Here is a 13,321-nt window from a genome sequence, read left to right as displayed (position 1 = left end):
TGCGACTAGCCGCGCGCGGCCCGGTTCACCGCCGACACGACGGCGCGCAGCGACGCCGTGGTGATCGACGGCGCGATGCCGACGCCCCACACCGTCTTGCCGCCGATCGACGCCTCGACGTAGGCCGCGGCCTGCGCTTCCTCACCGGCCGACATGGCGTGCTCGGAGTAGTCCAGGACGTTGACGTGGAAGCCGACGGCGCCCAGTGCGTCGGTGAAGGCCGCCAGCGGGCCGTTACCGGCGCCGACGATCTCGCGCTCCTCACCGTCGATCTTGACGATGGCGGTGATGGTGTCGGTGCCGCCGTCCTCTTCGGACGCGTCGACACGCTGCCGCATGCGCTCCAGCGGGGTGATGGGCGACAGGTACTCCTCGTTGAAGACGTCCCACATCTCCTTCGGGGAGACCTCGCCGCCTTCGCCGTCGGTGATCTTCTGGATGGCCTGGCTGAACTCCATCTGCAGCCGGCGCGGCAGCACCAGGCCGTGATCGGCCTTCATGATGTAGGCGACGCCGCCCTTGCCGGACTGCGAGTTCACACGGATGACGGCCTCGTACGTGCGGCCGACGTCCTTAGGGTCGATGGGCAGGTACGGCACCTGCCACAGGATGTCGTCGACGTCGGCGTCGGCAGCATCTGCGTCCACCTTCATCTGGTCCAGGCCCTTGTTGATGGCGTCCTGGTGGCTGCCGGAGAACGCCGTGTAGACCAGGTCACCGCCGTAGGGGTGGCGCTCGGCGACGGGCAGCTGGTTGCAGTACTCGACCGTGCGACGGATCTCGTCGATGTTGGAGAAGTCGATCTGCGGATCGACACCACGGCTGAACAGGTTCAGGCCCAGTGTCACCAGGCAGACGTTGCCGGTGCGCTCACCGTTGCCGAACAGGCAGCCCTCGATGCGGTCGGCGCCGGCCAGGTAGCCCAGCTCGGCGGCCGCGACGCCCTCGCCACGGTCGTTGTGCGGGTGCAGGCTCAGGATGATCGAGTCGCGCGGCGCCAGGTGCCGGTTCATCCACTCGATCGAGTCGGCGTAGACGTTCGGCGTCGCCATCTCGACGGTCGCCGGCAGGTTCACGATCAGCGGCCAGTCCGGCGTGGGCTGGACGACCTCGGCGACCGCGTTGCACACCTCGACGGCGTACTCCAGCTCGGTGCCGGTGTAGGACTCGGGCGAGTACTCGAAGCGCCACAGCGTGCCGGGGTACTTCTTGGCCTCTTCGACGCACAGCTTGGCGCCGTCGGTGGCGATCTTCTTGACGGCCTCGCGGTCGGCGCGGAACACCACGCGGCGCTGCAGGATCGACGTCGAGTTGTAGAAGTGCACGATCACGCGCGGCGCGCCGTTGCAGGCCTCGAAGGTGCGCTCGATCAGCTCGGGCCGGCACTGCGTCAGCACCTGGATGGTGACGTCGTCGGGGATCGCGCCCTGCTCGATGATCTCGCGGACGAAGTCGAAGTCGGTCTGGCTGGCCGACGGGAAGCCGACCTCGATCTCCTTGTAGCCCATGCGGACCAGCAGGTCGAACATCCGGCGCTTGCGCTCGGGGCTCATCGGGTCGATCAGGGCCTGGTTGCCGTCGCGCAGGTCGACCGCACACCAGCCGGGTGCGACGGTGGCGACCTTGTCGGGCCAGGTGCGGTCGAAAGACGCAGACGGCTCTCCCCCCGGAACTTCCAAGGCGAAGCTGCGGTAGCGGCTGACTGGCATCGCGGAATTGCGCTGGGTGTTCCAGGACGGCTGGCCCTCGCGGCGCGGGCCGGACGGGGTGGTGATGGTGCGTACCGACGAGAAGGAGTCGGCAGAAGAATCGGGAGAGTAGGTGGTCACGGTTTTTTGCTCCGGTCTGTCTTGATGGGACCTAGAAGAAGGTCAGGACCGGCGCATCTCAAACCCCCGCGACGGGAGGCCGGTCGGATCAGACCCCGTCGCGGCGTCCGAGGAGGAGCACCCGCGCGCTATACATCGGTAACGAGTTTACTCCCGTCCGGTTGATCGCCAAAACGAGGTCGGGCCGTCGGGTGACAACGTCCTGGCCAGGTGTAATGGGCGTGGCCCTGGCTGTGCCGATACAGTTCGACCGTGTTGACGAGATGGTTGTTGAGCCTGGACCGCAGCTGGAAGATCGGCATCGCGGTCGCGCTCGCCGTCGTCATCGGCCTGGTGGTGTGGCAGACCGAGTTCCGCGGGCCGACGCCGGAGTGCAAACCGGTACGCGACATGCTCGACTACAACAAGGCACAGGCCGTGCAGATCGAGTCGAAGATCGACAAGAACAACAATGGCGTCCCGACCATCGCTGAGGAGACGGCCTACCGGGCCTGGGCCGACGGCATGGCCGAGCGGGCCCAGAAGGTGACCGGCGACAAGGTCGCCGCCAACGCCGTGCAGTTGGCGACGCTGGCCTCGCAGTTCACCTCGGCGCTGGACGCCTACCGGATCGCGGCCCAGGGCCGGGCGCCCGGCGCCCCCGCACCGACCGAGGCCTACCAGCTGTCGGCGATCAACGCGCAGATCACCGAACAGATGAAGGCGCTGACCGACGCCTGCCCGGCACAGCGGAAGCTCACCGACATCTTCTGATCCGGGCGGGAGTGACGAACGTCTCCCGCCTTGCAGGTCCGGCAGGTGACCGGGCAACAAAAACGGGTTCACCCCTCCCTTATCCTTGGAACAGCATTGATGCAGATGCTTGCTGCCAATTCAGAGAAGGAAACGCGAACAGTGGCGCTCGTCGTCCAGAAGTACGGCGGATCCTCGGTGTCTGACGCCGAGCGAATCCGTCGAGTCGCCGAGCGAATCGTCGAAACCAAGAAGGCCGGCAACGACGTCGTCGTCGTGGTCTCGGCCATGGGCGACACCACCGATGACCTGCTGGATCTGGCCCGCCAGGTATCCCCGGCGCCACCGGCCCGTGAGATGGACATGCTGCTCACCGCGGGTGAGCGCATCTCGAACGCCCTCGTCGCGATGGCCATCGAGTCCCTCGGCGCGCAGGCCCGGTCGTTCACCGGCTCGCAGGCCGGCGTGATCACCACCGGCACGCACGGCAACGCCAAGATCATCGACGTCACCCCGGGCCGCCTGCGCGACGCCCTCGACGAGGGCCTGATCGTGCTGGTCGCCGGCTTCCAGGGCGTCAGCCAGGACAGCAAGGACGTCACCACGCTGGGCCGTGGCGGGTCGGACACCACCGCCGTGGCGCTGGCCGCCGCGCTGAACGCCGACGTCTGCGAGATTTACACCGACGTGGACGGCATCTTCACCGCCGATCCGCGCATCGTCCCCAATGCCCGTCACCTGGACACCGTCTCCTTCGAGGAGATGCTGGAGATGGCGGCCTGCGGAGCCAAAGTGTTGATGCTGCGCTGCGTGGAATACGCCCGCCGCTACAACGTTCCGATTCACGTCCGGTCCTCGTACTCCAACAAGGCCGGCACCATTGTCAAAGGATCGATCGAGGACATCCCCATGGAAGACGCCATCCTCACCGGAGTTGCCCACGACCGCAGCGAGGCGAAGGTCACCGTCGTCGGCGTGCCCGACGTTCCAGGCTACGCCGCCAAGGTGTTCCGCGCGGTCGCCGACGCCGACGTCAACATCGACATGGTGCTGCAGAACATCTCGAAGGTGGAGGACGGCAAGACCGACATCACCTTCACCTGTTCACGCGAGAACGGCCCGGGCGCCGTCGAGAAGCTGACGTCCCTCAAGGACGAGATCGGTTTCTCGCAGGTTCTCTACGACGATCACATCGGCAAGGTGTCGCTGGTCGGCGCCGGTATGCGCAGCCACCCCGGCGTCACCGCCAAGTTCTGCGAGACGCTGGCCGAGGTCGGCGTCAACATCGACCTGATCTCGACCTCCGAGATTCGAATCTCGGTGCTGGTCAAGGACACCGAGCTGGACAAGGCTGTCGCGGCGCTGCACGAGGCCTTCGGCTTCGCCAGTGAAGAGGCCGCCGTGGTCTACGGCGGAACGGGGCGCTAGTCATGGTGAACATCGGTGTGGTGGGTGCGACCGGCCAGGTCGGCCAGGTCATGCGCAAGCTTCTCGAGGAGCGCGACTTCCCGGCGACCTCGGTGCGGTTCTTCGCGTCGGCGCGGTCCGAGGGCAAGAAGCTGACGTTCCGCGGTCAGGAGATCGAGGTCGAGAACAGCGAGACCGCCGACCCGTCGGGTCTCGACATCGCCCTGTTCTCCGCCGGCGCGACCATGTCGCGCGTGCAGGCCCCGCGCTTCGCCGCCGCCGGCGTGACGGTGATCGACAACTCGTCGGCGTGGCGCAAGGATCCCGATGTGCCGCTGGTGGTTTCGGAGGTCAACTTCGACCGCGACGTCCGCGGCAAGCAGCTCGCCAAGGGCATCATCGCCAACCCGAACTGCACCACCATGGCCGCCATGCCGGTCCTCAAGCCGCTGCACGAAGAGGCCGGACTGACCCGCCTCATCGTGTCGAGCTACCAGGCCGTGTCCGGTTCCGGACTCGCCGGCGTCGACGAACTGGCCTCGCAGGCCCGCGCCGTCATCGGCGGTGCCGAGCAGCTGGTGCACGACGGATCGGCGCTGGAGTTCCCGGCACCCGTGAAATACGTTGCGCCCATTGCCTTCAACGTCATCCCGCTGGCCGGCTCGCTCGTCGACGACGGCTCGGGTGAGACCGACGAGGACCAGAAGCTTCGCAACGAGAGCCGCAAGATCCTGGGCATCCCGGAGCTGGCCGTGAGCGGCACCTGCGTGCGCGTGCCGGTCTTCACCGGGCACTCGCTGTCGATCAATGCCGAGTTCGCGCAGCCGCTTTCGGTCGAGCGGGCCCGTGAGCTGCTGGCCGCTGCCGCCGGCGTCTCGCTGGTCGACGTGCCGACGCCGCTGGCCGCCGCCGGTGCCGACGACTCGCTGGTGGGCCGCATCCGCCAGGACCCGGGTGTGCCCGACGGCCGTGGCCTCGCACTGTTCGTCTCGGGCGACAACCTGCGAAAGGGCGCGGCGCTCAACACTGTTCAGATCGCCGAACTGCTCGCCGCGCGCTGATCTTGCGGGCGGGGGCAGCGTCGGTCGCGGCGCTGGTGCTCGGGTTCGGCATGGGGGTGCCGACGGCGCAGGCCGATCCGCCTGCGCCGGTACCGACCCCGGTGCTCAAACCGCTCGTCGTCGGTGAGGTGACCCGCATCGGTCCGGTCGCCGGAACCGGCACGCCGACAGCCGATTACGGCATCGGTGCGACGGACCTTTGTGAGTTCATGGAGTTCCCGAGCGGCATCCTGCAGATCTGCGGCGACAGCTTCGCCGGGCAGGGTGTCGGATTCGGCGGCTGGTACGCGCCCGTCGCGCTGCACGTCGAGACCGACTCCATCAATTCGCCGGACGGCCTGCGGTACCGCGGCGTCATGGGCGTCGACAAGCCGCTGCTGGCCGACGCCAAAATCCCTGGCACGTCGCAACTTCCGGCTGGCGTGGTGAGCATCAACCGGGAGAACTACCTGTTGATCACCACCACGCGCGATCTGAAACCGGCGAGCTCGCGACTGGTCAAGGCCGACCCGGCGCGCGGCGCGTGGCCGACCGTGCCGGGGTCTGTGCGACCGGCCGGATATGCCGGGGGAGCGCAGAGCCAGATCACCGGCTACTACGACCCGGTGCCGACCGCGGACTCGCCGCGTGGCTGGGTTTACCTGGTCGCCAACAACTTTGACCGCAGCAGCCCGGCCTACCTCTACCGGGCCACGCCGCAGGCGTTCACCGACCGATCCAGCTGGCAGGGCTGGTCTGCCAACGGGGGCTGGGGCAAGCCGCCAACTCCGTTGTGGCGCGACCTGATCGGCGAGATGAGTATGAAGCAGGTCGACGGCAAGACGGTGCTGTCCTACTTCAACAGCAGCACCGGCAACATGGAGGTCCGTGTGGCGAACACGCCGACGGAACTCGGGACCGCGCCGGTGACGACCGTCGTGGTGGCCGGCGGCTGGCCGGAGCGGGCCGACGAACTGCCTGAGCCGCACGACAATCAGCTGGCACAGCCGTACGGCGGCTACATCTCGCCGGGCTCGACGCTCGATGAACTGCGCATCCTGGTCAGCCAGTGGAACACCACGCCGCGCGATACCGCGCCGTACCGCGTCATCCAGTTCGCGGTGAACCCGGCGAAGCCGTAGGCGCTGTTGTCAGCGCAGCACCAGGTCGATCCCGGCGCTGTCGAAGACGTCGAGCAGTCCGGACCAGGTGTGAGAATCCAAGGCCTTCTTGGCTTTTACGCTGTCGGTCAGCACGAAGCGGAACGGCTCGTCGTCCGGGGTGCCGAAGCCGCCGCCTAGGCAGTCGGCCAGTGCGTCCAGATTGCTGCCGAAATAGCCGCCGGCGCCATTGACCGCGTGGCCCAGCTCGGTGAAAAGGTCTGCGCGGGAATGGATCCGCGCACCCCGCACGGTGAACGTCTTCACGCTCCTCCGATCTGGCAGAACGTCTCGTAGTGGTCGCCGGTGTAGTAGAACTCCGGTGGGTTGGTCGGCGGCTCACCGCCGGTGATGACCCGCCGTGTGCCGCGGGTCTTCGCGCCCGGCGTGGGCACCGTGTACTCGTGGTAGTAGCCGCGCTGCTGGTTCGGCAGCCGGCGCTCGAAGTTGCCGAACACGATGCCGTCCCGCGAATAGGGGAACGGCCCGCCGCGGTGGATGAGGTCGACGGTGGTGGTGGCCTCGGGTGGCAGCGACGACAGCTGGCAGACGGGCAGCCCGGACTTGCTCTTGGTCGTCGGTGCCGGCCCTTGGGTGCGGGACGCGGTCGTGGGCGACGCGGTCGGCGCCGGAGCTGTCAGCACGGCGGTCTGCTTCGCGCACGCCGGGGTGAGGGTCAGGAGCAACGCGGTGCCGCAGGCGAGGGCCGCGGCGCGCAGGGTGGTTCTGGACATCTCACCTTTTCTGCCGCGTGCTGATATCGGAGCGTCGGCCGGCCCCCAAAGCCCGGCCGAAGCTCCGCTACACAGGCCACGCTACCGCGCCGCGCGCCTCATAGCTGATTCTTACGCGCAACCTAGCCACCGCAGTGGTTGACGGACGGATCATCGATGACATGAGTGACGAAACCCCTAAAGAAACGCCCGAGACGCCGGATACCCCGACGGACTCGTTCCCGCCCGTAGCAACGGCCACCGCGGTGGCCGCACCGCCCGTCGAGCACAAGCCCAGCAAGCTCAACAAGGTGCTGGCCTGGGTTGGCATCGTCGCGGGCATCGTGTTCATCGTCGCGACGATCTTCTTCTCCGGCTTCGTCCTCGGCGCGCATTCCGGCGGCGGCCACCACGGCTGGCACAAGCACCACCGCGGGCATGACACCGCTGAGTTCCGCGAGGGGCACGGACCGCGCGGCGGCGGCATGTGGCACCCGATGTTCCCCGGTGGTCCGGGCTGGCAGGGCCCCAGCGGCCCCGGCTGGCAGGGCCCGGGAGGCCCCGGTGGACAGGGCCCGGGAGGCCCCGGGCCGCAGGCGCCCGGCCAGCCCGGACCGGCCCAGCCCGGCCGCTGACCCCAGCAGTCCCGCATCAAACGACAGGCCGTGCCCGCGCAGGGTGCGGCCTGTCGCCTGTTCTAGGCCTGTCCGTCGGCCGCCGGCCGGTTCGCGGTCACTGCTCGATAGCCGGCGGTCAGCAGTTCGACGATCCGTTCCTCGAGCTCGGCGGAGTCGTCGTCGGCGGCGATGGTGGACACGTACATGGCGGCACCCGCCGCCATGATCAGGACGGCGCGCGCGTCCAGTTCCGCACTGCGCCGCTCCTCGGCGGTCTGTGCTCCGACGTCGTCGGCGAACAGTTCGACCGCCGGTCCCGTGAACCGATTCCACAGTGATCGCCCCAGCTGTTTGTCTTCGACCAGAGCCTGGGTCAGGTCGGGTGCCGCAGCCTTCATATCGGGGCGGTTGAACAGGGCGCGGCTGCCGCGGACGACGAAATCTATCCAGCCGTAGACATCGGTTCCGTCGAATGGCGTCAGGTCGGGTGCCACGCCCATCACGGCATCGATGACCAACGCGGCCTTCGACGGCCATCGCCGCGCCAGGCTGGCGCGCGTGACGCCGGAGCGCTGCGCGACCAGGCGCATGCTCAATTCCTGAAACCCGCCCTCGGAAAGGAGCTCCCGGGTCGCCGTGAGGACACGATCGTCGATACTCGCGTCCCGTGGCCGGCCCGGGCCTGACTGACTGCTCACGGGTCCATCATCACAGCCCCCGACTGTCGGCGATGCCATTGACGTCACCCCGGTAATTAGTGTACCACTGGATCACTAATTAAGGAGGTTGGCGATGGCCGCCGGGGCGAAGGTGACTGCGTTCACCGTGGTGATGCTGTTGGTCGCCGCCGCGCTGGTGGTGGTGTTCGGCCAGTTCCGGTTCGGGGCGGGGGAGCGGTATCACGCCCAGTTCACCGATGCCTCACGTCTGACAGCCGGGCAGGACGTGCGGATGGCCGGGTTGCCGGTGGGCAAGGTCGACCGCGTGTCGCTGAGCGCCGACAACACCGTCGACGTGCTCTTCAGTGTCGATTCGCGCTACCGCCTGTACACGTCGACCAGGGCCGTCATTTGCTACCTGAACCTCACCGGTGACCGCTATCTCGAATTGGCCTTCGCCGCAGGCGATTTGCACGCTCTGGCAGCTGGGGCGACCATCCCGTTGAGCCATACCCAGCCCGCCGTGGACCTCGACGCGCTCCTGGGCGGCCTGCGTCCCGTACTCAAGGGTCTCGACGGCGACAAGGTCAACGCCATCACCGCCGCCGTCATCGATCTGCTTCAGGGCCAGGGCGGTGCGGTGTCCCAACTACTTTCGACGACGGGCAACTTCGCGCAGAACCTCTCCGGCCGTGATCAGCACATCGGCGACGTCGTCACCAACCTCAACGTGGTTCTCGGGACTGTGGATTCGAAGAGCCGGCAGTTCGGCACCAGTATCGACACGCTCCAGCAGCTGCTGACGGGTCTGGCGCGCGACCGTGATTCTCTCGCCGGAGCCATCGCGCCGCTGGCCGCGTCGTCGGCGGAGATGACCCAGATGCTGGAGCGCGGGCGGCGGCCGGTCCAGGGCGTCCTCGAGAATGTGCGCCCTTTCGCGCAGCGGGCCTATGAGCGGAAGGCTGAGGTCAACGCCGCCATCGAGCCCCTCGCCGAGAGCTACCTGCGGCTCAACTCACTCGGCGCCTACGGTGCGTTCTTCAACATCTTCTTCTGCTCCAGCCGGATCAAGCTCAGTGGGCCCGCGGGCAGCGACATCATCATTCCCATCGGCGGAGCACCGGACCCCTCGAAGGGCAGGTGCTCGGAGAATGGGTGACCGCCGTGTTGGGCTGCGTGGCGGCGCGATCCTGGCCTGTATTGCTGCCGCGGTGTCGGGGTGCCAGTTCGACGGATTGAATTCGCTGTCGTTGCCGGGCACCGCCGGTCACGGCCCGGGCTCATTCGAGGTGACCGTCGAGCTGGACAGCGTCGTTGGCCTACCGCAGAATTCGCCGGTCAAGGTCGGAGACGTGACGGTGGGAAGCGTCTCCGGGGTCGCCGTCAGGCAACGAGCCGACAGCACGGTGTATGCGGCCGTTCGTCTTTCGCTGGACCGCCAGGTGGATCTCCCTGCGAACGTCTCGGTGACGGTGGGACAGACGTCGCTCCTCGGCTCCCAGCACGTCGAACTGGTGCCCCCGAACCAGCCGGTGCCCGCCAAACTGGCCGACGGCGCGCACATCAGGATCGGCCGGGCGGGTCACTATCCCACCACCGAAGAGGTGCTGGCCGCGATCGGCGTCATCATCAACAACGGCAATCTCGGTGCCCTGCAGGATATTACGAACGAAGCCTATGCGGCCGTGGCCGGGCGCGCGGCGACGTTCACCGGATTGGTGGCGAAGCTGGCCGAGCTGACCGGCTTCCTCGATACGCAAACCGGCACCATCATCGCGGCGGTGGAGGGCGTCGACCGGACCGCGGCGGCATTGGCACGGGACGCCGATGCGCTGGGGCGGACGCTGGAGATGCTGCCCGCCGCACTCGATGTCCTGAACCGAAATCGCGCCGACATCGTCGCGGCGTTCGGCGCGCTGCGCAGGTTGGCCGCAACGGCCGAACACGTTCTGTCGCAGACCAAAGACGACTTCGCTGCCGACCTCAAGGATGCGTTTCCCGTCATCAAAGCCCTCAACGACAACGCCGACGACTTCATCCACGATCTGGAAATCCTGCCCACGTTCCCGTTCGCCCAGAAGTACCTGCGCAACGCCGTTCGCGGCGACTATCTCAACGTCTTCTCGACGTTCGACCTCACCCTGCGGCGGTTGGGCGAAAACATGCTCACCACATCGGCATTCGACCCGAACATGCCGCGACTGTCCGAGATCGTCAATCCACCGGATTTCCTGATGGGTGCGCTCGCCAATCTGTCCGGCCAGGCCGCCGACCCGTTCAAGATCCCGCCCGGGACTGCCACCCAGCACGGTGCGAGACCGTGAAAGACGTTGTTACATCAAGACTTACCGAAAGGACTCCTGACAGAATGGCACCCGATCCCTTCCAGCCGGCCAAGCTCGGTCCGATCACGTTGCGTAATCGGGTGATCAAGGCGGCGACGTTCGAGGCGGCGACCCCGGATGCGCTGGTCACCGACGATTTGATCCGCTATCACCGGTTGCCGGCCGCGGGTGGGGTGGGGATGACGACGGTGGCCTATTGCGCGGTGTCCCCGGGTGGGCGTACCGATGGGTGGCAGTTGTGGATGCGCCCGGCGGCGATCCCGGGGCTGCAGAAGTTGACCGACGCCATTCATGGCGAGGGGGCGGCGATCAGCGCGCAGATCGGGCATGCCGGCCCGGTCGCCAACGCGCGCACCAACAAGGCCACCGCGCTGGCGCCGGTGCGGTTGTTCAACCCACTGTCGATGCGGTTCGCCCGCAAGGCCACCCGCGCCGATATCGACGCGGTGATGGCCGCGCACGCGGGCGCCGCCCGGTTGGCGATCGAGGCCGGGTTCGACGCCGTCGAGGTGCACCTGGGCCACAACTACTTCGCGTCCTCGTTCCTGTCGCCGCTGATCAACAAGCGCCGCGACGAATTCGGCGGCTCCCTGCACAACCGCGCCAAGGTCGCCCGCGGCACGGTGCAGGCGGTGCGCGAGGCCGTCGGTAATCAGATCGCGGTGATCGCCAAACTCAACATGAGCGACGGCGTCCGCGGCGGCATCCCGATGGACGAGTCGCTGCAGACCGCGAAATGGCTGCAAGAGGACGGCGCGCTGGACGCGCTGGAGCTCACCGCGGGCAGCTCGTTGGTCAATCCGATGTACCTGTTCCGCGGCGATGCGCCGGTCAAGGAGTTCGCCGCGAACTTCATACCGCCGATCAGCTGGGGCATCCGGATGAGCGGGCACAGGTTCTTCCGCGAGTACCCGTACCAGGAGGCCTACCTGCTGCAGCAGGCTCGCCAGTTCCGGGCCGAGCTCACGATGCCGCTGATTCTGTTGGGTGGCATCACCAACCGGGAAACCATGGACCTGGCCATGGCCGAGGGTTTCGAGTTCGTCGCGATGGGCCGGGCCCTGCTCGCCGAACCGGACCTGCTCAACCGGATTCAAGCCGACAGGACGGTGAAATCGGGCTGCACACACTGCAATCTGTGCATGCCCACCATCTACAGCCAGACCCACTGTGTGGTCACCGGCAAGCCGAACTGAGATAGGAGCTGTATGGCCGACTTTGACGGCCTCGTCGCGTTGATCACCGGCGGCGCACGGGGAATGGGGCGATCGCACGCGGTGGCGCTGGCCGAGGCGGGAGCGGATATCGCCATCTGCGACCGGTGCGAGAACAACGACCAGATCGCGTACCCGTTGGCGACGGAAGCCGATCTGGCCACCACCGCCGAGATGGTCGAGGCGACCGGAAGGCGTTGTGTCACAGCGAAACTGTCGACAACCGACCGTGGTGCGCTGGAGCAGTTCGTGGCCCGCGCCGAGTCGGAGCTCGGGCGCGTGGACATCGCCGTCACCAACGCCGGCGTCAGTGCCGTCGCGATGCTGCCCGATGTTCCATCGGCGCAGTGGGATGAAGTGATCGGGTCCAACCTCACCGGCACGTTCAACACGATCGCCGCGGTGGCGCCGGGGATGATCGCGCGCCGGTTCGGGCGGATAGTCACGGTGTCCTCGATGCTGGGCCGCAGCGGCAATTTCGGTCAGGCCGCGTACGCGGCCTCCAAATGGGGCGTCATCGGACTGACCAAGGTCGCCGCGCACGATCTGGCCGGATACGGCATCACCGTCAACGCCGTGGCGCCCGGCAACGTCGAAACCCCAATGACCTTCAACGACGCCCTGTTCGGTGCCATGCGGCCGGATCTGGAGCAACCGACGCTCGCCGACGTGGAATCGGTTTTCGCGTCGTTGCACCTACAGCCGGTGCCCTTCATGAAGCCCGCGGAAATCACACGCGCGGTCATGTTTCTGGCGCACCCGGACAGCACCCACATCACCGGGACGGTCCTGCCTGTCGACGCGGGGGCCGCCGCCCGGTTGACCGGCTGACACGAGGGCCGCAACTGGCATCATCGAAGCCATGACTGCGCGCCCGATCTGGTTCACAGCCTGCGTCACCGCGGCACTCGCCCTGGCGCCCGCCGCGGCCGCCAAACCGTCGGACCCGGGCGTGGTGTCGTACGCGGTCCTCGGCAAGGGATCGGTCGGCAATGTGGTCGGCGCGCCCATGGGCTGGGAGTCCACGTTCACCGCGCCGTATCAAGGCTTCTACGTCGACCTCCCGGCGTGCAACAACTGGGGCGACATCGGCCTGCCCGAGGTGTACGGCGACCCGGACCTGGCGTCGTTCAACGGCGCCGTGGCGCAGACGACGGCCACCGATGACAGCCACGCGGCCAAGCAGGTGGTGGGCGTGTTCGCCACCGCCGAGGCCGCGTCGCGGGCATTTCACCGGGTCGTCGACCGGACCACCGGTTGCGCGGGGCAGACCACGGCGATGCACCTCGAGAACGGCCGGACCGAGGTCTGGAGCTTCGCGGGTGCGCAGGCCGGCCCGGCGGACGCAGCGTGGGTCAAGCAGGAAGCGGACACCGATCGCCGCTGTTTCGTGCAGACCCGACTGCGGGAGAACGTTCTGCTGCAGGCGAAAGTCTGCCAATCCGGCAACGCCGGTCTCGCGGTCAATGTGCTGGCCGGCGCCATGCAGAACGCATTGGGGCAATGACGATGCCCGGGGTGAGTCAGGTATCGCACACATATTGCGCAGATTTTTGTCGGTGCCTCATGGCATCGTCGGACGAACACGTAATGCTCGGGACGCGT

General features: G+C 67.4%; 14 protein-coding genes. 10 read left to right on the top strand and 4 right to left on the bottom strand.

Features of this window, described 5'->3' with window-relative positions; genetic code table 11:
- Positions 1 to 5: 5 nt before the first annotated feature.
- A complete protein-coding gene (gene leuA, locus H289_RS0111890) occupies positions 6 to 1,829 on the bottom strand; it encodes a 2-isopropylmalate synthase (RefSeq protein ID WP_020101020.1) in 1,824 nt (607 codons plus the stop codon).
- A gap of 252 nt (positions 1,830 to 2,081) precedes the next feature.
- Between leuA and H289_RS0111885 the strand changes: the two genes are divergently transcribed.
- The 4 genes from H289_RS0111885 (at position 2,082) to H289_RS0111870 (ending at position 6,150) form a co-directional block, all read left to right on the top strand.
- Positions 2,082 to 2,582, top strand: a complete 501-nt coding sequence (locus tag H289_RS0111885; protein ID WP_196810020.1) for a hypothetical protein — start codon at positions 2,082 to 2,084, stop codon at positions 2,580 to 2,582.
- Between the two features lie 141 nt (positions 2,583 to 2,723).
- A complete protein-coding gene (locus tag H289_RS0111880) occupies positions 2,724 to 3,989 on the top strand; it encodes an aspartate kinase (RefSeq protein ID WP_020101018.1) in 1,266 nt (421 codons plus the stop codon).
- 2 nt (positions 3,990 to 3,991) lie between these two features.
- Complete coding sequence (locus H289_RS0111875; protein WP_020101017.1) at positions 3,992 to 5,029, top strand: aspartate-semialdehyde dehydrogenase; 1,038 nt, start codon at positions 3,992 to 3,994, stop codon at positions 5,027 to 5,029.
- 50 nt (positions 5,030 to 5,079) lie between these two features.
- Positions 5,080 to 6,150 carry a DUF4185 domain-containing protein gene (locus H289_RS0111870; protein WP_051128476.1) on the top strand — a complete coding sequence of 357 codons (1,071 nt, stop codon included), beginning with the start codon at positions 5,080 to 5,082 and terminating at the stop codon, positions 6,148 to 6,150.
- A 9-nt stretch (positions 6,151 to 6,159) separates the two neighbouring features.
- Here the strand turns inward: H289_RS0111870 and H289_RS0111865 are convergent, their stop codons facing one another.
- A complete protein-coding gene (locus H289_RS0111865) occupies positions 6,160 to 6,435 on the bottom strand; it encodes a barstar family protein (protein WP_020101015.1) in 276 nt (91 codons plus the stop codon).
- Positions 6,432 to 6,902 (bottom strand): ribonuclease domain-containing protein, encoded by a 471-nt coding sequence (locus tag H289_RS34075; RefSeq protein ID WP_020101014.1) that lies wholly within the window; start codon positions 6,900 to 6,902, stop codon positions 6,432 to 6,434. Before H289_RS34075 ends, H289_RS0111865 begins: the two co-directional genes overlap by 4 nt.
- Before the next feature lie 161 nt (positions 6,903 to 7,063).
- On the opposite strand from H289_RS34075, the gene H289_RS30355 reads away from it, so the two are divergent.
- The gene (locus tag H289_RS30355) at positions 7,064 to 7,516 is read left to right on the top strand and encodes a hypothetical protein (RefSeq protein ID WP_036420466.1); all 453 of its coding nucleotides are present in this window, start codon (positions 7,064 to 7,066) and stop codon (positions 7,514 to 7,516) included.
- A 62-nt stretch (positions 7,517 to 7,578) separates the two neighbouring features.
- Here H289_RS30355 and H289_RS0111850 read toward each other — a convergent pair whose 3' ends face one another.
- The gene (locus tag H289_RS0111850; RefSeq protein WP_029105119.1) at positions 7,579 to 8,196 is read right to left on the bottom strand and encodes a TetR/AcrR family transcriptional regulator; all 618 of its coding nucleotides are present in this window, start codon (positions 8,194 to 8,196) and stop codon (positions 7,579 to 7,581) included.
- 94 nt (positions 8,197 to 8,290) lie between these two features.
- Between H289_RS0111850 and H289_RS0111845 the strand changes: the two genes are divergently transcribed.
- From H289_RS0111845 to H289_RS0111825, 5 genes are read left to right on the top strand one after another with little or no spacing between them, the layout of a single operon-like run.
- Entirely contained in the window at positions 8,291 to 9,316 is a 1,026-nt protein-coding gene (locus H289_RS0111845) for an MCE family protein (RefSeq protein ID WP_020101011.1), read from the top strand.
- Positions 9,309 to 10,481 (top strand): MCE family protein, encoded by a 1,173-nt coding sequence (locus H289_RS0111840; protein ID WP_020101010.1) that lies wholly within the window; start codon positions 9,309 to 9,311, stop codon positions 10,479 to 10,481. The genes H289_RS0111845 and H289_RS0111840 overlap by 8 nt, the downstream gene beginning before the upstream one ends.
- Positions 10,482 to 10,525: 44 nt before the next feature.
- A complete protein-coding gene (locus tag H289_RS0111835) occupies positions 10,526 to 11,698 on the top strand; it encodes an NADH:flavin oxidoreductase (RefSeq protein WP_020101009.1) in 1,173 nt (390 codons plus the stop codon).
- 12 nt (positions 11,699 to 11,710) lie between these two features.
- On the top strand, positions 11,711 to 12,547 hold the full coding sequence (locus H289_RS0111830; RefSeq protein ID WP_020101008.1) for a mycofactocin-coupled SDR family oxidoreductase: 837 nt from the start codon (positions 11,711 to 11,713) through the stop codon (positions 12,545 to 12,547).
- Positions 12,548 to 12,578: 31 nt separating this feature from the next.
- Positions 12,579 to 13,223, top strand: a complete 645-nt coding sequence (locus H289_RS0111825; protein ID WP_020101007.1) for a sensor domain-containing protein — start codon at positions 12,579 to 12,581, stop codon at positions 13,221 to 13,223.
- Positions 13,224 to 13,321: the final 98 nt, after the last annotated feature.

The sequence above is a fragment of the Mycobacterium sp. 360MFTsu5.1 genome (assembly GCF_000383495.1).
GTDB lineage: Bacteria > Actinomycetota > Actinomycetes > Mycobacteriales > Mycobacteriaceae > Mycobacterium > Mycobacterium mucogenicum_B.
Note: the sequence above shows the minus strand (reverse complement) of the source record. Positions and strands in the feature narration are given on the sequence as shown.